The sequence below is a fragment of the Rhizobium sp. WYCCWR 11152 genome (assembly GCF_013087615.1).
GTDB lineage: Bacteria > Pseudomonadota > Alphaproteobacteria > Rhizobiales > Rhizobiaceae > Rhizobium > Rhizobium indicum.
Window position 1 is genome coordinate 126225 of record NZ_JABFCP010000006.1, and the last position, 20783, is coordinate 147007.

The window sequence follows — 20783 nt, forward strand, 5'->3', positions numbered from 1 at the left end:
CGATCCTGAAAATCCGGTCAATGTGAGAACAGCAGGCGCGATCCGGCGCCCGCGAAGAAGACGGCGAGACTGCCCTCGATCCACCGCCGCGCACGGGCGTAGCCGCGCACCATCGGTGCCGTCGAGAAGAGCACGGCATAGCCGGCAAATATCGAGATCCCCAAGAGCACGCAGCCGCCGAAAGCCGTGACGGCCATCTCCGGCGAAGCGCCCGGCTTGAGGCCGAGCGACATGATCGCCACCCAGGCCAGAACCGCCTTCGGATTGCCGAGATGCATCAGAACGCCGCGACGATAGAGCGCGCCGAGTTGCGCGGCAGGCCGCACGACCTCGCTTGCCGGCCTATCCGGGGCGGTTGCCGAGCGGGCCGCCCTCCAGGCGAGCCAGAGAAGGTACAATCCGCCTGCGATCTTGAGAAACAGCAGGGCGTGGGCATAGCGGACCAGGAGTGTCGAGATGCCGGTGACCGCCACCAGCCCCCAGCATGTCGACATCGTTATAACCCCGGCGGCAAGGGCGAGCGCCGGTCGACGCCCTTGCCGCATCGCCACGTTCATGATGGCCATGTTGCTTGGTCCGGGACTGACTGCAGCGATTGCGTAGGCGATGTAGAAGACGAGAAGATCCTGCATTTGCGTTTTCCAGAAGTTTGCGCCCGCAACGACCCACGAAGACGAAGAATGCGCCATCGGGGAATCGCCAATCCGCTTCCTTTTCTTTTAAAATTGGTCCACCATAAAGCTCCATTTTGAATAATTCCTATGGACCATTTGCGATGTCCAAACGGCGTAGCACCATCGAAATACCATCGCTCAAAGCGATCGAGCGAACGGCCAATGTCAGTCGCCAGCTTGCACAGGCTCTGCGGAACGCGATCGCCTGCGGCGAACTGAGGCCAGGCGAACGTCTTCCTTCGACGCGCAGCCTTGCGGCTTCGCTGAAGATCGCGCGCGGCACCGTTGTCGAGGTGTTCGAGCAGTTGACCGCCGAAGGCTATCTCGAAGCGCGGGTCGGAGCCGGAACCCGTGTTGCCGCTCATCTGATCGACACGACGCCGGCACTCCCACCTGCGCCGGCAGTGCCGCCAAGCGCGGATGCCGTCGACCTGCCTTCCCAGGCCGCCCGGCTGATCGCCATCGCCCGCGCGCTCACCCCTCACCCGCCCGTTCCCTTTGCCATCGCCGTTCCGGCTTGCGGCATTGCGCCCGACGACAGCTGGCGCCGTCTCGGCAACCGCGTGCGCGCGTCGCGACAGGCCGCACCTTCGGGTTATCACGACCCTATGGGCTTGCTCGAACTCAGGCTTGCCATTGCCGACCACGTCCGGCGCGCGCGGGCCGTTCATTGCGAGCCGGAACAGGTCATCGTTACATCAGGCACCCAGCAAGGCCTCTATATGGCGGGCCGTGTTCTTCTCTCGCGTGACGATACGGTATGGGCCGAGGACCCGGCCTATCCCGGCCTGACGGCAGTGCTCGACGATCTCGGCGTACGGACACACCGCCTGCCGGTTGATGCACAGGGAATGAACGTGGAACGCGGCCTCGAGCTCTGTCCACAGGCGCGCGCCGCATTTGTCACCCCTTCGCACCAATATCCGATCGGGATGCCGCTCAGCATGGCCCGACGCAATGGCTTGATCGCCTGGGCCGACCAAAATCGCGCCTGGATCGTCGAGGACGACTACGACAGTGAGCTGCGTTATGCCGGACACCCGTTTCCGTCGATGCAAGGGTTGCGTCCGTCACGCGTCGTCTATCTCGGCACGTTCAGCAAGGTGCTCTTTCCTTCCCTGCGCCTCGGCTACGTCATCGCCCCTCCTCCGCTCGCGGAAGCCTTTGCCGGCGCCCGCGCCATTCTCGACCGGCATTCGCCGATCGCCGAACAGCACGTTCTGGCGGCCTATATGAGGGAAGGCTATTTCGAAGCGCATATTCGACGCATCCGCGGCCTCTATGCCGAGCGCCGCGCTGTTCTGCTTTCGGCCCTCGCCCGGGCCTTGCCTGAGGGGTGCCGCGTCCAGCAGAGCGACCAGGGCATGCATATTCTTCTATGGCTGCCCGAGGAGGTCGACGACGTGCAACTCGCAGCCCGCGCACTCTCGTCCGGCCTCGCCGTGCGGGCGATCTCCCCAATGTATGCCGCGCGGCCGGCGCGCCCCGGCCTGATGCTGGGCTTCGGCGGATTTCTGCCGGACCAACTGCAGGCGGCGGTGGGCGAACTCGTCAAACTGCTGAGCTTGCAGATGTCTCAAGCAGGAGGCCTGCAACGACCTGAAGCCTAAACCGTCAGCCGTTCCCAGCTATCGTCCATCTGGTTGCGAAACCATGTCATTTGCCGCTTGGCATATTGCCGCGTCGCCGCAGCCCCCTTCTCCAGCACCTCGTCGCGCGTCATCTCGCCCCTGATCATCGCCGTAATCTGCGACACGCCGATTGCCTTCATCACAGGCGCCTCGGCCTGCAGGTCGAGCGCAAGCAGCGCCCTTACCTCATCTTCCGCGCCTTGCTCCAGCATCTTTTCGAAACGCCCGTTGATGCGCTGATGCAGCACCGCCCTATCCGGCAGCACGACGATCTTGCGGGCCTTATCGGCGTCGATGATCACCGGTCCCGACTGGCCCTGGAATTCGGCGATCGACCGTCCCGTCGCCTTCATCACCTCCAGCGCCCGGACGATCCGCTGCCCGTCCTGGCGGCTGAGACCTGCCGCCACGGCGGGATCGGCCTCGACGAGCTCGGCATAGAGCCCGTCCGGCCCCTCCTGCAGCAGCCGCGTCCTGAGGGTCTCCCGCAGCGCCTCGGGTATATCGGGCATATCGGAGAGACCGCCGGTCAGCGCCTTGAAATAAAGCCCCGTGCCGCCGACGAAGACCGGCAGCCGTCCCGCGGCCCTGAGCGCCGGTAGTAGTGTCGCGACATCGCGCAGCCAGGCGCCTGTGGAATAAGCTACACCCGCCGGCACATGGCCGTAGAGATAATGCGGCACACCCTGCATCTCCTCTTCCGACGGGCGCGCGGTCAGCACCCGCAGCGTGTCGTAGACCTGCATGCTGTCGGCGTTGACAACCGCGCCGTCATGACGCTTGGCCAATTCGACAGCGAGCGCGGACTTGCCGCTGGCGGTCGGCCCGGTTATCAGGATCGCGTTCACTGTGCTCAGAAGGTTTTCCATCATGGCCCTCGTTGCCACGCTTGTTGCCAATCCGTCAAATCCCGTGCTGACACCCGAGATCGCCGAGCAGGCGGCCGAGGCCGTGAAGGCTTCCGGTCTCTACTGGCTGGCCGATGGCGTTGCCTGCGACATCGCGCTGCGCGATGGCACCGATGCACAAGCGGCCGAGGCCAGTATCCTTGCCGTCATATCAGGCGTGCCCATCGACCTCGTTATCCAGGAGCAGGAGACCCGCCGCAAGAAGCTACTGATCGCCGACATGGATTCGACGATGATCGGCCAGGAATGCATCGATGAACTCGCCGCCGAAGTCGGCCTGAAGGAGAAGGTCGCGACCATCACTGCTCGCGCCATGAACGGCGAGATCGCTTTCGAACCGGCCCTGCGTGAGCGTGTCGCCCTGCTGAAGGGGCTGCCGATATCGGTCGTCGACGAGGTCATCGCCAAGCGCATCACGCTCACCCCCGGCGGGCCGGAACTGATCGCTACCATGAAGTCGAAAGGCCATTACACCGCGCTTGTCTCCGGCGGCTTCACCGTCTTCACCAGCCGCATCGCCGCCACCCTCGGCTTCGACGAGAACCGTGCCAACACGCTGCTCGAAGACGGCGGCATCCTCTCCGGCTTCGTCGCCGAACCGATCCTCGGAAAACAAGCGAAAGTCGATGCGTTGAACGAAATTGCGGCAAGCCTCGGCATTTCACCGGAAGAAGCGATCGCCGTCGGTGACGGCGCCAACGATCTCGGCATGCTGCACCTTGCCGGCTCCGGCGTCGCGCTCCACGCCAAGCCCGCTGTTGCCGCCGAAGCGCAGATGCGCATCAACCACGGCGACTTGACCGCCCTGCTTTATATCCAGGGCTACCGGAAGACGGATTTCGTGACGGCTTGAAGGCGATACCGCGCAAGAGGAGACATATGAGCGAGCGAGTTTTGACGGAGGAACAACTGGCCGAACTTCGCACGCTCGATGCTCTCCCGGACAAGGAAATCGATACCAGCGACATTCCAGAAATCGGGGATGATCGCTGGTGGCTCGCGCGGAAGGGCAACCTCCGTAAACCCGCCAAATAGCCTGTCACCTCCGGACCGCTAGGCCAACGGTCCCCTTTCGAAAGGCCGCCCGGCACACCCTCTCCGCCCTCATTCCTGTGCTCGTCACAGGAATCCAGCCACCGCGCGTCTGCGCGGTGAATGACTTACGCCAAGAGAGAAGAGTCCTGTGAGCTCAAGGACTCGGGCGCACTGGATTCCTGTGACAAGCACAGGAATGAGGGAGAGTTGGAGACCACGGCGGCTCATTCACTACCGCCTTAGCTCCCTTATTCCATCGGCACTGCGACGAACCGCAGATCGCCATTCGCCGATGCGATCATCAACTGGGCGTTGCGGCGGCCTTCCTGTTTCAGCGCCTGCACCTTGGCGGCGACCGCATCCGGCGACTTCATGAATTCCTGCGCCACCTCGACAATCACGTCGCCGGGCTTCAGCCCCTTTTCGGCGGAAGCGGAGCCGGGCGTCACTTCCGTCACGACGACGCCATCGACGCTCTCGGCGATGCCGAAGGCCTTGCGGGTCTCGGCGCTCAACAGCGAGAGCGACAGTCCGAGCACGTTCTTCGGCGTGGCCGCATCCGGCGACACCTGGCCCTTATGCTGGTCGGGTGTATCAGGTGCAGGCTTGGCCTGATCGCCGGTGTCAGGCTGGTCCATGTCATTGTTCTCGCCCGGATCCGGAGTGATCACACCGTCGTCCTGCGAGCCATCGGGTGCATCGTTGGATGCAGCCGCCTGATCGCTGTCCTCGAGCCGGCCGAGCTTCACCTTGACGGTCTGCTCCTTGCCGTCGCGCAGCACCACGACGTCGACTTCCTTGCCGACCGTGCTTTCCGCCACGACGCGCGGCAGGTCGCGCATTTCGCTGACGGTCTTGCCGTCGAATTTCAAAATGACGTCACCCGCCTTGATCGAGCCGTCGTCGACAGGGCCGCCCTTGATGACGCCGGCGACCAGCGCGCCCTTTGCAGTGTCGAGCCCGAGGCTGTCGGCGATATCGTCGGTCACCGGCTGGATGCGCACGCCCAGCCAGCCGCGCCGCGTCTCGCCATATTCGCGCAGTTGGTCAACGACGCCGGAAGCGAGTTCCGACGGCACCGAGAAGCCGATACCGATCGAGCCGCCGCTCGGCGAAATGATCGCCGTGTTGATGCCGATCACTTCACCCTTCATATTGAAGAGTGGGCCACCGGAATTACCCTTGTTGATCGCCGCATCCGTCTGGATGAAGTTGTCGTAGGGACCGGCATTGATGTTGCGGCCGCGCCCGGAAATGATGCCCACCGTCACTGAACCGCCGAAGCCGAACGGATTGCCGATCGCCATCACCCAGTCGCCGATGCGCATTGTGCTGGAATCGCCGAATTTCACGGATTTCAGCGGCGTCTTCGGCTCGACCTTCAGCACCGAAAGATCGGTCTTCGTATCGGTGCCGATCAGCTTCGCCTTGAGCTTCGAACCATTGGCAAAATTGATCTCGATATCGTCGGCGCCCTCGATCACGTGATTGTTGGTGACGATATAGCCGGCCGGATCGATGACGAAGCCGGAGCCAAGCGAGCTGACATTATGGTTGCCGCCCTTGTTACCTTGCTGCTTGTTGAAGAAATCATTGAAGAATTCCTGGAAAGGCGAGCCGTCGGGGGCGCGGGGCGCCGGACCCGCGCCCTCATCGTCCTTCACCTTCTGCGAGGTCGAGATGTTGACCACGGCGTCGAGCAGTCCCTCGGCGAGATCGGCGACGGAAGCCGGGCCGGTGTTGGGCACGGCGGCCTGGATCGGAGCGGTCTGCTGCGGTGCGACGGCTGCGGAAGGCGTAGGAGCGGGAGCAACCGCTTCCGGAGTAGCTGGAGCGGGTGCAATAACCCCGGGTGCGGTCGTCTCAGGCGTGGTTTGCGCATAGGCAATCCCGCTCACGCCGGCTTGTGCCAGGATTGCGGCGCTGGCCATAAGCGCGAGCGTTCGTCTGAAGGGCGAGCGAATCGTGGGGGCCATCAAGCTTCCTCATAAGGGGTGCAATGCGCACATTGAGCATCAGCATAAGGCGGAATGATGGAGGGTGAAATCACCTTTTCGCGAAATCCCCGTGCAATGTGACGTGCCCTCGCAAAAGCCGGATCGTCACAATCATTCCACGAAAAAAGGGCCGGCGCTCGGGCCGGCCCTTCCAGAATTATCGGGTTGGTTTCTCCTGCCGTCAGTTCGCCGGCTGGGCGGGTGCTGCGGGAGCAGCTGCGCCGGGAACTCCCGGAACTGGCGCGGCCGGATTTGTCGGCTGCAGGGTGCCGGCGGCATTGTCGAAATAGCGGAAGAATTCCGAATTCGGCGACAGCACCAGCGTCGTGTCCTGCGACGAGAGAGCGGAGGAATAGGCCGCCATCGAGCGATAGAACTCGAAGAAGGCTGGATCCTTGCTGAAGACTTCGGCGAAGACGCGGTTGCGTTCCGCATCGCCCTGGCCTCGAAGGATTTCCGCATCGCGCTGGGCGCCTGCGGTGAACTCGACGACCTGACGGTCGGCGATGGCTCGCCGCCGCTGGCCTTCCTCATTGCCCTCGGCCCGGATACGCTCGGCCTCGGCGAGGCGTTCCGACCGCATGGCATTATAGGTGTTCGGCGCAACCTCCGGCGAAAGGTCGGTGCGCCGGATACGAACGTCGTCTATATGCAGGCCGAGATTTTCGGCATCCGTGCGCAGGTCGTCGCGAATCTCCAGCATCATCGCGACACGCTCTTCCGAGAGAGCGGCATTATAGTCACGCAGACCGTAGACGCGGCGAAGCGATGAATCGAGCTGCGCTCTCAACCGCGCTTCCGCGGCTTCGCGATCGCCCGATACCGTTTCTCGGAAGCGGCGAACATCCGCGATGTTATAGATCACGAAGGCATCGACGTCGAAGGTCTGGCCATCCTGAACCTGAACGCGAATATTGTCGAGATCGAGCCTCAGCGCCTGTTTTTCGACCAGCTGAACTCGGTCGGCATCCATGAAGCCGAAGGGCAGCTTGAAATAAATGCCAGGCTCGGTCTTGACCGACTGGATCTGGCCGAAACGGACGACGATGGCCTGCTCGCGTGCATTCACCACGAAGATGGACGAATAAAGCCCGACCAGCACGATGGCGAGGATCATGAGAATGATGGGAAGTCTGTTCGATGTCATGACTCAACCTCCCTGCTGCGCCGGCTTGCCGAGCTCATTGAGCGGCAGATAGGGCAGGACGCCCTGCTTCTCGTCGATAATGACCTTCCGGGAATTCTTCAGCACCTGCTCCATCGTTTCGAGATACAACCGCTTGCGGGTCACGTCGGGCGCCTTGGAATATTCGTCGTTGATCGCGGTGAATCGCTGCGCTTCACCTTCCGCCTCCTTCACGACACGGTCCTTGTAGGCGGCTGCATCTTCACGGATTCTGGCCGCATCGCCTCGCGCTTGGCCGAGCTTCTGGTTCGTGTAGCGATTGGCCTCTTCGATCGTGCTGTCGCGGTCACGGCCGGCACGCTGCACTTCTTCGAAAGCATCGGCGACTTCCCGCGGCGGCGCCACGTTCTGGATCGTCACGCCGGTCACGGTCACGCCCGCGCCATAGCGGTTCATCGTGTCCTGCAGGATATTGAGCACGTCCACTTCGATCGGCTGACGATTGCTGCGGAAGGCGTCCTGCGCCGGGCGTCGGCCGACGATTTCACGCATGGCACTGTCGGAAACCTGCTGCAGCGTCTCTGCCGGATTTTCGACGTTGAAGAGATAGGCCTTGGGATCGCTGACGGTGTAGAAGACAGCGAACTGCACGTTGATGACGCTCTTGTCGCTGGACAGCATCAGGCCGTTCGAAGACGATGCCGAAGTCGCCCCGATGTTCAATTGCTGCACGGTCACCTTGACCGTCTCCACGGTCTCCATCGGCCACATGTGGAAATGCAGGCCCGGCATGGAAATCTCGTCCTTCGGCTTGCCGAACCGCAGTTCGACGCCGCGCTCGTCCGGCTGCACGACATAAATGCACTGGATCAGCCAGAAGACGGCGACAATCGCCACGACGATCACTGCCACGCCGCCGTTGAAGCCGCCGGGGATGATGTTGCGCAGCTGGTCCTGGCCGCGCCGGATGATATCTTCCAGATCAGGCGGTCCGCCCTTGCCGCCGCCACCGCGCGGCCGGTTCGGCCCCTGTCCCCATGGTCCCTGATTATTACCGCCGCCGCCGCCCCAAGGGCCGCCGCCGCCATTCTGATTGCTCCAGGGCATCAAAACCTCGTTGTTCGTTAAGTCTCCACGCATCCGAAACCGTGGGGGCTGACCGGTGGACGCGTTGGTGACCGTTATAGGTATCACCGCATCGGCTTTCAACGCAGCGTGAGAAACTTGGTCAATTTAATTGGAAAATAGTTCATTTTCAGGCGTAACGGCGTTCGTAGACGATGAAACGCGTGGGATACCTGTCCTTTTCGCCGGCCGGAACCGCGATCGCCTCCCCCGCCTGCCAGATGGCGGGATCGATCGCGGGAAACGACGCGTCTCCTTCCAGATCGGCCTCGACATGCGTGATGCACATCCGGTCGGCAAGACCGATCGCCTGGGCATAGACCTGCCCGCCGCCGAGAATGCAGATCTCGTCGACGCCGGTTTCGAGCGCCAGCCTGTCGGCCGCCGTCATCGCCTCGGACAGCGAATGGGCCATGGAGACATCAGGATGGTCTATCGCCGCTTGCCGCGAAATGACGACGTTCGGCCGTCCCGGCAGCGGCTTGCCGATCGAATCATAAGTCTTGCGGCCCATCACGACAGGCTTTCCCAATGTCATCGCCTTGAAGCGCTTGAGATCGCTCGAAAGCCGCCACGGCATGTCGCCGTCGCGGCCGATAATGCCGTTGCGGGCAACGGCGGCGATAATGGTCCTGCGAATGTCGGCCATGGAATATCCCGGATCAGACGGCGATCGGCGCCTTGATGCTGGCATCGGCCTCGTAGCCGATCAGCTCGAAATCGTCGAAGGTGAAGCCGAAAATGTCCTTCACATCAGGCTTGATGCGCATGAACGGCAGCGGCTTCGGCCGGCGCACCAGCTGCAGCTTCGCCTGGTCGAAATGGTTGTGATAGAGATGGGCGTCGCCGAGCGTGTGGACGAAATCGCCGGGCTTCAGCCCGGTCACCTGAGCCACCATCATCGTCAGCAGCGCATAGGAAGCGATGTTGAACGGCACGCCGAGGAAGATATCGGCCGAGCGCTGGTAGAGCTGGCAGGAAAGCTTGCCGTCAGCCACATAGAACTGGAACAGGCAATGGCAGGGCGGCAGCGCCATTTCGTCTACTTCGGCCGGATTCCAGGCCGAAACGATGTGGCGGCGCGAATTCGGATTGTTGACGATGCCTTTGACGAGATTGGCGATCTGGTCGATATGGCCGCCGTCGGGCGCTGGCCAGGAGCGCCACTGGGCGCCGTAGACCGGCCCGAGATCGCCGTTTGCATCGGCCCATTCGTCCCAGATCGAAACGCCGTTCTCCTTGAGATAGCGGATATTCGTCTCGCCCTTCAGGAACCAGAGAAGCTCGTGGATGATCGAGCGCAGATGCAGCTTCTTCGTGGTGAGGACGGGGAAGCCTTCTTCGAGGTCGAAGCGCATCTGGTAGCCGAAGACCGAGCGTGTGCCGGTGCCGGTGCGGTCGCCCCGGTCGGAGCCCTTTTCCATCACATGATTCAAGAGATCGAGATATTGCTTCATGTCGCGCTGATTCCGTTTCGGCCAATTTAAGCCCTCGGAACCGGGAAACCAATCACCGACGGGCATTTTCCCAATGTTTCTGATGGGTCGCATAACGCTTTTATGACGTTTGCCCTTTCCTTGGGCTGAGGAAACCACTATATCAGCCTTGCCGGCTTTCGGGTCGGCTATGGCGATAAATGAGCGGTGTAATAAACCTATTGGACCCGGGGGCGGTACCCGGCGCCTCCACCAAAAACCGGCGGCCTCAAAGGCCGGCTTTTGATGGGGGCGAAACAGGATCGACAAGGGTGTAAAGATCGTCTTTTTGCTCGGCATTGTACCGCCGTTATCGGGCTAAAATTGTAGTTGCAAACGACAACTATGCGGAAGCTCGTCTCGCTGCTTAATCGCGGTGTGACACTTCAAATAAAGTCCTAGTGGTTCGCACCTCTAGGCGGGGTCCGAAGGCACCTGGCAACAGAAGCCTTCACCTTCTCCCTGCCGCCGAAATCATGTATGTTGCTTAAAAACGTGACTCGGCTCCGGTCTTTCCCAAGGCGCCCGGACGTGGCATACAACCTTGTGAAAAGACTCCGAACCGACGAAAGACAGGAAAAGCATGGGGCAGGATCATATCCGCTACGACATTCTGGCACAGGATGCACTTCGCGGCGTCATCCGCAAGGTATTGGCGGAAGTCGCAGCGACGGGCCGTCTGCCCGGTGATCATCACTTCTTCATCACCTTCCTCACCGGCGCCACCGGCGTGCGCATCTCCCAGCACCTGAAGTCGAAATACCCCGAGCAGATGACCATCGTCATCCAGCACCAGTTCTGGGACATGAAGATCACGGAGACGCATTTCGAGATCGGTCTTTCCTTCTCAGACGTTCCGGAAAAGCTGGTCATTCCATTCAATGCGATCCGCGGCTTCTACGATCCCTCCGTCAACTTCGAGCTCGAATTCGACGTACCGCTCGCCGATGGCGAGGAATTGCCGTCCGGAGAAATCACCGCCTATCCGGTGGATGCGGCCGGAAAACCCGATGACGCCGCAGGCGCAAAACCCGCCGACGGCGAGGAGAAGAAACCGGGCTCCGTCGTCTCGCTCGACTCCTTCCGCAAGAAGCAGTGATTTGAAGGGAGGCCAAGCCTCCCTTTTTCGTGAGGGTCCAGGCAACCGCATGAGCGCCGAAATCATCAATCTGCGCCAGTTCCGCAAGAAGCAGGCCCGCTCCGAAAAGGAGAAGCAGGCCGAGCAGAACCGCATCTCCTTCGGCCGCACCAAGACCGAAAAGCAACTGACCCGCAGCCTGAACGACAAGGCCGACAAAGCCCATCGCGACGGCCGGATCGAGACGGATGACGACGGCGCGTGACGCTTTCACGCAAAGCGTGAAAAGCTGGAATGGATTCTGCGATCAGCCACTTGCGCCCTTTCCTTGAATCAATCTACCAACCCACGCTTAATTTGATAGAGAGTCCGGAACGCGTCTCTGACGCGCTGTGCTCCGTCCGGGATGTGAAGGCCCCATGATTCGCAAGCATTCGGCGACATTGCACGGCCATCGCACCAGTTTCTCGCTGGAGGATGAGTTCTGGACCGAGCTGAAGACGATTGCCGCAGCCCGTTCGATACCGCTCGCCGCCCTAATCTCCGAAATCGACGACCACCGCCCACCGGACAGCAACCTGTCTTCGGCGCTGCGCTTGCATGTGCTTTCCTGGCTGAAGGCCGGCGGCGGCCACCAGCCTTGATGCATGCTGCTCAAAATTGCGTAGCGATTTGGGGCGACATTAATGAAAACAAAGACCTGAAGCGTCTTGCATGAATCAAATTCTATGCGCTTTCACTGCGCCTGAACGCCCGGCAACTGATCGAAATTGAGCGGACTGGGCTGCGCTTGCCCGCTGCGCCGTGCTGCTTCCGCCTCGGCAGCGGCCCTCGCCTGCGCATCCGCATCCGCCTTCGCTTTGGCTTCCGCCGCGCGTGCGGCCTCCGCCTCGGCAGCAGCCTTCTCAGCGGCTGCTTTCTGCGCCAGCGCGCGCAGCCGCTCTTCCTCCGCCTGCCGCTGTTGCTCGATCTCGGCCGCCTTGATGCGCTCGGCGTCGTTGAACCGGTAGAGCGCCACCTCGCGGCGCAGCCGCTGTTTTTCGAGCACAATCGCCTGCAGCCGCTCGACGCGCCGACGCTCGCGCTCGAAGGCGCGCAGCGACAGATAGCTGGTGATATCGGTCACATCCATCGTCTTGCCGGGCGACGGCAGCATGCCGGAAAAATTCAGCCGGAGCGCCGGCTCGGCGCCGGAAAGCGTTTCTGTGCCGGGATTGAACCCGACACCCAGCGTCGCGCTGATCCGCTCTTCCGGTAGCGCGATTTGCGCATCGGCGGTGATGCGGGCGAGATCGTTGGCGACGGTGACATTCTGCACCCTCAGCGTCCCGTCGGCGATGTTGAAGGGGATGCCGAGCGGCGGCAGCTTCGCCTCGCCGTTGCTGAGCAGCGTCTCGATGATCGGATGCACCTTGCCGGCATTGATCTGCTCCTGCATCGTATCGGTCGCGGCAAGCAGCGGCGGAAGGATGGCAAGGTTCAACCCGCGTATGCTGGTATCGCCGAGCCTCAGTTCGCCCGAACCATTGAGCGAGCTGGCGATCTCGCCGATCGTCTTGCCTGAGGCCTCCATCGACAGCGACAATCCGAACTTGCCGTTGGCGATCGGCGCGCCGTCGCGCAGCCAGACGACGCCGGAAAGATCGGAATCGGCAAGCGCAAGCTTCGTCTGCAGGAAACCGGTGCCGCTGGCATTCGTGAAGAGCAGGTTGCCGGAGAGCTTTCCACCGTCCCAGTTGCCGGCCATGTCGTTGAGCTGCAGCTCGTCGCCCTTGTAGGCAACATTGCTGGTGAAGTCCGACACCGCCGTTTCCGGCAAGCCGGGCCAGAACTCCTTGGCCGCCAGCTTCACGTTGACGTCGAGATCCTTGAAGATGGGCAGCCCCAGCGCCGCCGTCGTCAGCTCACCGTTGGCGGGATCGACGATCTGGCCGAACACCGCCTCGCCGAGCCAGCCGGCATCGGCCTTGGAGAGTGTCAGCCCGCCGCTCGCGGTCGTCTTCGCAGCCTTACGGTCGAAGGTCAGCGCACCGGAAAATTCGTTGTCGGCCGCATGTCCCTTGAGATCGGAAAAGACGATCTTGTCGCTGTCGACGGCGGCATTGACCTGCAGGCCGAACGGCAGCCCGGTTCCGGTCTGCGGCAGGGCGATGCCGTTCATGATGAGATAGGGGTCGATATCGGCGCTGTCGAGCGAAAGCGCGATCTGGCCATTCATGAAGGTCTCCGGCCGGACATCGACCTTGCCGTTGGCCATGAACGAGGTCCGGTCGGTCGCAAAGGTCAGCGCCGCGTCGGCGGGATCGTTGCCCGATGCCTTCACCTTCAGCGTCAGCCGGCCATTGGCGCCGACATCGACCGGCAGCGGGTCGAGCCCGGCCTGGCCGAACAGAACTGATGGGACGGCGTTTTCGAGCGTCGCCTCGAGGCTCGTCGTGCCGTTGCCGGTCAGCGCCAGGAGGTCGGACATGCGGTAATCGAGATTGACGCGGCTGCCGTTCGCCACACCGGCAAGCGTCACCGTCAGCGCATTGCCCTCGTCGCCGCCGAGCGTCAGCGCGCCGCGAAGCGCCGTATTGCCGTACCAGCCGGCATTGCGCACCAGCCGGTCGAGCACCGGGTGATGCGGCAGGTGCTCGCGCAGCATGGTGAAAAAGGCGCCGGGATCGGCCGATTTGAAGGTGATCTCGCCCGCACCCTTGTAATCGAGCAGCGAGCCTTCCGCCCTGCCCGTCGCCGTCAACTCGGCGCCGGCGATATTCTTGATCGACAGCCGATCGACGGCGAGCGCGCCATCGGCGATCGTAAACGTGGTCTCGACATTCTCGGCACTGACGCCGAAGGCGGTGAACTTGTCGGCCTTGAGCTGGGCGGCGATCTTGTGGTCGAGCACGTTGTCGCCGGCATCCTGGCCGGTCATCAGCCCGCTCAGCGCCTGCAGCGCGTCAAGATCGAGCGTATCGCCGTTCAGCGCCACCGATAGCGTCGGCGTCTGGCCGGAGATCGCCTGGCGCTCCAGCCGGCCCTTCAGCGTCGCCGGTCCGATGGCGACCTCGAGATTTTCGAAACGCTGCAATTCATGCGTCAGGCTGACATTGGCGGAAAAGCCCGCCTGCCGTAATTGCCGGATGGCCGGATCGACCGAGCCGGCTAGCCAGGAGGCAAGCCCCGTCGGCTGGCTGGAGGCCACCAGGATCTGGCCGTTGAACGAAGGCTCGCCCTGAAGCAGGAGCTTGCCCTTGCCCTCCACCTGCGTGCGCCCCGGCAGCGTGCCGGTGACGCTGTCGATCAGCCAGCCGGTGCCGGCCGGTTCGAGCTCCAGCTGTACGTCGCGCAGCGTCGTATCGCCGGCGACGATCGCCGGCAGCTTGACGCTCGCCTTGCCCGGCACCTGCGGGATCGGCACCTGCGCGACGATATCGATCAGCGAATTCAGCCTCTGGCGCGCCGAAACAGCGGGATCCCGTGTCGTCTTGCCGGCCGAGCCCTGATTGCCGATGCGGTTGACATCGATCTGCTGGCCGTCGGCGGTCAACAGGAATTCCGGCGCATTGCCGGTATCGAGCGTCGCCTCGCCTGTTATGACATAGGGGTCGTCCGTCGGGCCGATCTCCATCCTGTATTCGGGAATCCGAATGCGTTCATTGGTGAGCTCGAAGCGGCCCTTGACGCGCGGCGGCTGCTCTTTCTTGTTGGCGGGCTTGGCGCTGTTGCGGATCTCGACCGCGGCCGAAAGCTGGCCCTGATAGTTCGGCTTGCTGTCGACGAGCTTCAGCTCGCCGTCGAGATCGACGCTGACAGGGTGCTTGTCCGGCGAAAGCCTTGTGCGCATGCGCAGCACGCCCTTCTCGTCCGGCTGACTGCTCGAGATCGAGAAGCCGCCGTGCTCGCCGTCGAGCGCGGCGTCGCCCTCGATGCGCCAGGGACCAGCCAGCGACTTTGCCGACATTTCCGCGTTGAGGCCGGTGATGCGACGCGAGCGACCCGACTGATCGTCGATGAATTCGACCTCGCCGCCGCTGACATGCACGTTTTCGAGAACGACGGTCCTTGCCGGTATTTCCGCGCGGCTGCCACGCATCCAGTCGAGAGTGCCGTCCTTGAGCAATCTCAAGCGCACCTTCGGATTGACGACGCGCATGTCGAAGATCAGCGCTTCGCCCGACAGGAAAGGCGCGAGCTCCGCATCCATGGAGAACTGCTCGACCTTGACGATCGGCGTGCCGTCAGCTTCCTGGCCGACGCGCACGTCATGCAGCGTCACCGACGGGAACGGCAGCAGGCGCGCATCCACCGTGCCGTAGACGGTGACCTTCTTGCCGATGATGCGGCTTGCCTGATCCTCGAAATTCTTGCGGAAATCCGTCCAGTCGATGAACAGCGGCGCAAGCAGCGCCACAAACAGCACTACGACGATCACTCCCCCCAGAAAGACGAGGAACCGGCCTACCAATGCAAAGCGTCTCCATTCGGGATTCTGTTGCCGACACTAGAGCATGATGCCGAAAAGTGTGAGCGGTTTTCGGACGACATCATGCTCTAACTCTTTAATTGAGAACAGGATTCAGATTTCAGGGCGAGCCGGCCTACCATCATCTTGTTCTAGCGCTATTCATGCCGGGGGCAAGACCCAACTTCATGAGAATGTTTCGTTTTCAGCCATGGTGGAAAATCTTGCCGGGATTGAAGATATCGTCCGGATCGAGCGCCTGTTTCACCTGTCGCATCAGATCCACCGCGCCGCCGAGCTCCTGTTCCAGAAACGCCATCTTGCCCTGTCCGACCCCGTGTTCACCGGTGCATGTTCCGTCCATTGCGAGCGCCCGCCGGTTGAGCCGTTGCACGAAAGCCTCGGCTACGGCGACGCCTTCGGTGCTCTTGTCATCAAACAACAGCAGCACATGGAAGTTCCCGTCGCCGGCATGGCCGACGATCGGCCCCAGCAGCCCATGCTCCTCGATATCCGCCTGCGTTTCGGAAACACAATCGGCAAGCCTCGATATCGGAACACAAACATCGGTCGAAAGTGCGGCAAGCCCGGGCGCCAGCGCCCTTGCAGCCCAATAGGCGTCGTGGCGCGCCTTCCAGAGCTTCGTCCGCTCCTCGGCATTGGCGGTCCATAGGAATTCGCCGCCGCCGCATTCGGCGGCGATCTCGGCAAAGGCTGCCGATTGCAGCGGCACAGTCTCGTCGGTGCCGTGGAATTCGAGGAACAGCGTCGGGCTTTCGGCATAGGAGAGCTTGGAATAGGCGTTGCAGGCCCGCATCTGCACCGTGTCGAGCAGCTCGATGCGCGCCACCGGAATGCCCATCTGGATCGTCATGATGACGGCATCGCAGGCGGCCTTGATGCTCGGAAAGGCACAGGCCCCTCCGGCGATCTTCTGCGGGATCGCCTGCAGGCGCAGCGTCACCGAGGTCAGAATGCCAAGCGTGCCCTCGGCGCCGACGAAGAGCCGCGTCAGATCGTAGCCCGCCGAGGATTTACGGGCGCGCCGGGCCGTGCGGATCTCCTCGCCATTGGCCGTGACGGCGGTGACGGCAAGCACATTGTCCTTCATCGTTCCGTAGCGCACGGCATTGGTGCCGGAGGCCCGCGTCGAGGCCATGCCGCCGATCGAGGCGTTGGCGCCGGGATCGATCGGGAAGAACAGGCCGGTATCGCGCAGGTGGATGTTCAGCGCCTCGCGTGTGACACCCGGTTCGACGGTGCAGTCGAGATCTTCGGGATTGACCTCGAGCACCCGGTTCATGCGGCTGAAATCGATCGAAATACCGCCATTGGCGGCATTGACCTGCCCCTCCAGCGAGGTGCCGACACCGAAACCGATCACCGGCACCTTGTGGGTCGCACAGACATTGACCGCCGCCTTCACATCCTCGGCGTTCTCGGCGAAAAGCACCCCGTCGGGCAGTTGCGGCGGAATATAGGTGGTCGTATGGGCATGCTGTTCGCGGAAGGACTGGCCGGTCTGGAAACGCTCGCCGAAGCTCTGCTTGAGAATGCCGAGCACCGCGGCAATTCCAGCCTCGTTGCGTGTGCCCGCCTTCGCGTCCTTCAGCGCCATCCCTTTGATCTCCCTGCCATTCCGCAGAAACCATATCGTGTTCCGCAGGCTACAGCGCCGCGCGTCTTTTCAGCCGCGCAAAGGACGCTGTAGGACTCTAGAATTGCTGCATAATTTCATCCTTAAATCGATTCCGATTTAAGGAATTATGCAGCAGGCTGGGTATGCGGCAAGTCAAAGCGGCTGTCCAGTTAAGATTGGCAGAAGATTTCATTCCCACTTTGTTATAGGCCGGCTGCTATAGACAAATCCGCCGTCCCCGGCGCCTCAGACGATCGGCGGATTGAGCCGGGCAAAACCCTCCTGTCGCCGATAGGGGAAATAGGGATAGGGCGCCGTCACCGCGCTGACGGCGTCGAGCCTTTCGATCTGCTCCTTCGACAAGCTCCAGCCGACCGCGCCGAGGTTCTGCCTGAGCTGCTCCTCGTTGCGGGCGCCGATGATGACGCTCGATACCGTCGGCCGGTTAAGCAGCCAGTTGATGGCGATCTGCGGCACCGTCCGGCCGGTCTCGCCTGCGATGGCGTGTAATACCTCGACGATGTCGAACAGCTTCTCGTCGTCGACGGGCGGGCCGTATTGCGCCGTCTCGTGCAGCCGGCTTGCCTCAGGCAACGGCTGGCCGCGGCGGATCTTGCCGGTCAACCGTCCCCAGGCAAGCGGGCTCCAGACGAGGGCTCCCACACCCTGGTCGGCGCCGAGCGGCATCAGCTCCCATTCGTAGTCGCGCCCTGCCAGCGAATAATAGACCTGATGGGCGACATAACGCGGATAGCCGTGGCGCTCGGCGGCGGCGAGCGACTTCATCAGCTCCCAGCCGGCAAAATTGGAAACGCCGACATAGCGAATCTTGCCTGCTGCGACGAGCCCGTCGAGCGTCGACAGCACCTCCTCGACCGGCGTCGAGGCATCGAAAGCATGAAGCTGCAGCAGGTCGATATAGTCGGTCCCGAGCCGGCGCAGCGCATCCTCGGTCGCGCGGATCAGCCGTGCTCGCGACGTTCCCCAGTCCTGAGGCCCCTCGCCCATTGGCAGCGCCGTCTTCGTCGAGATCAGCACAGCGTCTCGCCGGCCGCGGATCGCCTGGCCGAGCACCTCCTCGGAAGCGCCGGCCGAATAGACATCGGCCGTGTCGAAGAGATTGACGCCGGCTTCGAGGCAGATATCGACAAGCCGCCGCGCTTCCTCGGCATCGGTATTGCCCCAGGCGCCGAACAGCGGCCCGCTGCCGCCGAATGTGCCCGCGCCGAAGCTCAAGACCGATACTCTGAGGCCGGAGGCGCCGAGATTTCTGTAGTCCATGGATGTGTCTCCTTAAGTTTATGCTCAGATAGACCTCAGACGTTCGATGATATAGATTGCCTGAAAGCAAATCATCTGTGATTTGAATTCATCATGAGTCGTCACGACATCAATCGCTCCGGCGAAATGGAAGTCTTCGTCAGTGTCGTCGAGCGCGGCGGTTTTTCCGCCGCCGCCACGGCCCGGCGCATGACGCCGTCGGCTGTCAGCAAGCTCGTCGCCCGGCTTGAGACACGCCTCGGCGTCCGCCTCGTCAACCGCTCTACCCGAAAGCTGCAGCTGACGCCGGAAGGCTGTGCATTCTACGAGCGCAGCATCGCCATCCTTGCCGATATCGCCGAGGCTGAACGTCAGGCCTCGACAGGTGAACAGGCCTCAGGCCGCATCCGCATCAACACCAGCGGCTCTTTCGGCAATCATGTGCTGGCGCCGCTCGTGCCGACCTTCATGGCGCTTCATCCGGCTGTGACGCTGGATATTTCCCATACCGACAGGATAGTCGACTTGATGGAGGAGCGCGCCGATGTCGCAATCCGCGCCGGCCCCTTGAAGAATTCCAGCCTGATCGCCCGCAAGCTTGGCGCCACCGGCAAGATCATCGTCGCGTCGCCGGATTATCTCTCGCGTCATGGCAAACCACGCACGATCGCCGATCTCCGCCGCCATTGCCGCATCGGCTTTTCTTACGCCCGCGCCATCGAGGGCTGGCCGCTACGCGAGGACGGCCAAACGGTGATGATCCCGATCATTCCGGGCGTGCAGGTGGGAGACGGCGAAGCGATGCGCCACCTCGCTTTGTCAGGCGCCGGCCTTGCCCGGCTCGCCGCCTTCACCGTGCGCGGCGATATCGATGCCGGCCGCCTGGTGCCGGTGCTCGAAGAGGCCAATCCCGGCGATCTCGAGGAGTTCTACGCCGTCTATATGGGCCAGGGCGGTCCGCTGCCGGCACGCGTACGCGCACTGCTCGATTTTCTCGCCAGCCATGTGCGTTTCTGACCGTACCGCGCCCAAAACCGTGCAGCGACGTAGGAGGGCGACATACACAAAAACAATGACTTAAAGCGGCCGCATGAATCAAATTCGCATGTTAAGACGCCGAGAAGCCAAATTTGGCAATTGACCGCTCGCCTTCCACCCGCCTATACCGAACCCGCGCCAGCCGGCTCCTGCAGCCGGCCTTTCTTCGTCATGCCGGAGCCCCTCCCATCTTCAGCCTCAGGGCTTGGCACCGGCCAGGAAAGACACGGGGATCATGTCACTCAGCGACGCAAGCCGCCTGCTGCGGGATGCCGGCCTGCCGAAATGGGCGCTGCTATTGGCACTTTCGACCGCCCTCGTCGTCTTCCTAGAACTCTTCGCTTTGCCGGCCTCGCTGCTGATCGGGCCGATGGTCGCGGCAATCGCACTGGCGTTGACCGTCGGCAAGGGAAAGCTTCGCGTGCCCTTCTGGCCGCTGCAGTTCGGCCAGGTCCTCGTCGGCCTGATGATGGCGCGCACCATCACCCCTGACATTCTCGGCACCATGGCGAAGGACGCACCGCTCTTCCTGCTGTTCATCTTCTCGGTCATCGCCATCGCCACCGGCCTCGGCTGGCTTTTGACGCGCTGGCAGGTGCTGCCTGGGACGACCGCGGTCTGGGGTTCCTCGCCGGGCGGCGCCTCCGCCATGGTCATCATGTCGGAAGCCTATGGCGCCGATGCCCGTCTCGTCGCCTTCATGCAGTATCTGCGCGTCGTCTTCGTTGCCGTCGGCGCGTCTGTGATCTCGCGCCTGTGGGTGGCAGCGGACGGCGCCGAACCGCCGCCGCTCGTCCTCTTTCCCGAGATCGACTGGCCAGCCTTTGCATCGACGATGGCTTTTACCGCCTTTTGTGCCTATGGCGTCCGGCGCCTGCGCCTCCAAGGCGGCACGATCATCGTGCCGCTCTTTCTCGGCGCCTTGCTGCAGGGCATGGGCCTTCTGAAAATTGAGTTACCGATGTGGCTGCTCGCCATCGCCTATGCACTGGTCGGCTGGAGCATCGGCCTGCGTTTCACCCGCTCGATCCTCAAGCACGTGGCGCGCGCCCTGCCGAGGGTATCGGCCTGCATCGTGCTGCTGATGGCGCTCTGCGGCTGCATGGCGGTGGCGCTTCACGTCTTCGCAGGCATAGATCCGCTGACCGCCTATCTCGCCACCAGCCCCGGCGGCGCCGATTCCGTCGCCATCATCGCCGCCTCCAGCGATGTCGACGTGCCCTTCGTCATGGCAATGCAGACCGGCCGTTTCCTGGTGATCATGATGATCGGCCCGATGCTCGCGCGTTTCATCGCCCGCCGTTCCGGCCTTGCGGAAAATCCCGTCTAGAGCGGTTCAGCTTTTCA

General features: G+C 62.6%; 18 protein-coding genes and 1 other RNA gene. 9 read left to right on the forward strand and 10 right to left on the reverse strand.

Annotated features, from left to right (window positions below):
• Nucleotides 1-17: 17 nt before the first annotated feature.
• Nucleotides 18-632, reverse strand: coding sequence for a LysE family translocator (locus tag G9X67_RS06620; protein ID WP_138330559.1), 615 nt, complete (start codon nucleotides 630-632; stop codon nucleotides 18-20).
• A 143-nt stretch (nucleotides 633-775) separates the two neighbouring features.
• Between G9X67_RS06620 and G9X67_RS06625 the strand changes: the two genes are divergently transcribed.
• A complete protein-coding gene (locus tag G9X67_RS06625; protein ID WP_138330558.1) occupies nucleotides 776-2284 on the forward strand; it encodes a PLP-dependent aminotransferase family protein in 1509 nt (502 codons plus the stop codon).
• Here the strand turns inward: G9X67_RS06625 and miaA are convergent.
• Nucleotides 2281-3177, reverse strand: coding sequence for a tRNA (adenosine(37)-N6)-dimethylallyltransferase MiaA (gene miaA / locus G9X67_RS06630; RefSeq protein WP_138330557.1), 897 nt, complete (start codon nucleotides 3175-3177; stop codon nucleotides 2281-2283). The genes G9X67_RS06625 and miaA overlap by 4 nt on opposite strands.
• Between miaA and serB the strand changes: the two genes are divergently transcribed.
• Both serB and G9X67_RS06640 read left to right on the forward strand, forming a co-directional pair.
• Nucleotides 3176-4066 carry a phosphoserine phosphatase SerB gene (serB, locus tag G9X67_RS06635; RefSeq protein ID WP_138330556.1) on the forward strand — a complete coding sequence of 297 codons (891 nt, stop codon included), beginning with the start codon at nucleotides 3176-3178 and terminating at the stop codon, nucleotides 4064-4066. The genes miaA and serB overlap by 2 nt on opposite strands.
• Before the next feature lie 26 nt (nucleotides 4067-4092).
• A complete protein-coding gene (locus G9X67_RS06640) occupies nucleotides 4093-4248 on the forward strand; it encodes a hypothetical protein (RefSeq protein WP_171598392.1) in 156 nt (51 codons plus the stop codon).
• Between the two features lie 248 nt (nucleotides 4249-4496).
• Here the strand turns inward: G9X67_RS06640 and G9X67_RS06645 are convergent, their stop codons facing one another.
• The 5 genes from G9X67_RS06645 to G9X67_RS06665 form a co-directional block, all read right to left on the reverse strand.
• Nucleotides 4497-6224 (reverse strand): DegQ family serine endoprotease, encoded by a 1728-nt coding sequence (locus tag G9X67_RS06645; protein ID WP_138330555.1) that lies wholly within the window; start codon nucleotides 6222-6224, stop codon nucleotides 4497-4499.
• Between the two features lie 202 nt (nucleotides 6225-6426).
• A complete protein-coding gene (locus G9X67_RS06650; protein WP_138330554.1) occupies nucleotides 6427-7392 on the reverse strand; it encodes a protease modulator HflC in 966 nt (321 codons plus the stop codon).
• A gap of 3 nt (nucleotides 7393-7395) precedes the next feature.
• Nucleotides 7396-8478 (reverse strand): FtsH protease activity modulator HflK, encoded by a 1083-nt coding sequence (gene hflK / locus G9X67_RS06655; RefSeq protein ID WP_138330553.1) that lies wholly within the window; start codon nucleotides 8476-8478, stop codon nucleotides 7396-7398.
• 148 nt (nucleotides 8479-8626) lie between these two features.
• Complete coding sequence (locus tag G9X67_RS06660; protein WP_171598393.1) at nucleotides 8627-9145, reverse strand: dihydrofolate reductase; 519 nt, start codon at nucleotides 9143-9145, stop codon at nucleotides 8627-8629.
• Nucleotides 9146-9158: 13 nt separating this feature from the next.
• On the reverse strand, nucleotides 9159-9953 hold the full coding sequence (locus G9X67_RS06665; RefSeq protein ID WP_129419960.1) for a thymidylate synthase: 795 nt from the start codon (nucleotides 9951-9953) through the stop codon (nucleotides 9159-9161).
• Between the two features lie 111 nt (nucleotides 9954-10064).
• On the opposite strand from G9X67_RS06665, the gene ssrA reads away from it, so the two are divergent.
• The 4 genes from ssrA to G9X67_RS06685 all read left to right on the forward strand — a co-directional run bounded on the left by ssrA (nucleotide 10065) and on the right by G9X67_RS06685 (nucleotide 11693).
• Nucleotides 10065-10427: a transfer-messenger RNA gene (ssrA, locus tag G9X67_RS06670) on the forward strand.
• Nucleotides 10428-10554: 127 nt separating this feature from the next.
• Complete coding sequence (locus tag G9X67_RS06675; protein WP_003541317.1) at nucleotides 10555-11070, forward strand: SspB family protein; 516 nt, start codon at nucleotides 10555-10557, stop codon at nucleotides 11068-11070.
• Between the two features lie 49 nt (nucleotides 11071-11119).
• On the forward strand, nucleotides 11120-11314 hold the full coding sequence (locus G9X67_RS06680; protein WP_003541320.1) for a DUF4169 family protein: 195 nt from the start codon (nucleotides 11120-11122) through the stop codon (nucleotides 11312-11314).
• A gap of 154 nt (nucleotides 11315-11468) precedes the next feature.
• Nucleotides 11469-11693 (forward strand): ribbon-helix-helix domain-containing protein, encoded by a 225-nt coding sequence (locus G9X67_RS06685; RefSeq protein WP_138330551.1) that lies wholly within the window; start codon nucleotides 11469-11471, stop codon nucleotides 11691-11693.
• Nucleotides 11694-11785: 92 nt separating this feature from the next.
• Here G9X67_RS06685 and G9X67_RS06690 read toward each other — a convergent pair whose 3' ends face one another.
• The 3 genes from G9X67_RS06690 to G9X67_RS06700 form a co-directional block, all read right to left on the reverse strand.
• A complete protein-coding gene (locus G9X67_RS06690) occupies nucleotides 11786-15502 on the reverse strand; it encodes an AsmA-like C-terminal region-containing protein (protein WP_138330550.1) in 3717 nt (1238 codons plus the stop codon).
• A 202-nt stretch (nucleotides 15503-15704) separates the two neighbouring features.
• Nucleotides 15705-17117, reverse strand: a complete 1413-nt coding sequence (locus G9X67_RS06695; protein WP_138330549.1) for an FAD-linked oxidase C-terminal domain-containing protein — start codon at nucleotides 17115-17117, stop codon at nucleotides 15705-15707.
• A gap of 267 nt (nucleotides 17118-17384) precedes the next feature.
• Nucleotides 17385-18419: an aldo/keto reductase gene (locus G9X67_RS06700; protein ID WP_138330548.1), complete on the reverse strand. Its 1035-nt coding sequence runs from the start codon at nucleotides 18417-18419 to the stop codon at nucleotides 17385-17387.
• A gap of 93 nt (nucleotides 18420-18512) precedes the next feature.
• Between G9X67_RS06700 and G9X67_RS06705 the strand changes: the two genes are divergently transcribed.
• Together G9X67_RS06705 and G9X67_RS06710 are read left to right on the forward strand one after the other, a co-directional pair.
• Nucleotides 18513-19415 carry a LysR family transcriptional regulator gene (locus G9X67_RS06705; RefSeq protein WP_138330547.1) on the forward strand — a complete coding sequence of 301 codons (903 nt, stop codon included), beginning with the start codon at nucleotides 18513-18515 and terminating at the stop codon, nucleotides 19413-19415.
• 256 nt (nucleotides 19416-19671) lie between these two features.
• Complete coding sequence (locus tag G9X67_RS06710; RefSeq protein ID WP_171598394.1) at nucleotides 19672-20766, forward strand: AbrB family transcriptional regulator; 1095 nt, start codon at nucleotides 19672-19674, stop codon at nucleotides 20764-20766.
• Nucleotides 20767-20783: the final 17 nt, after the last annotated feature.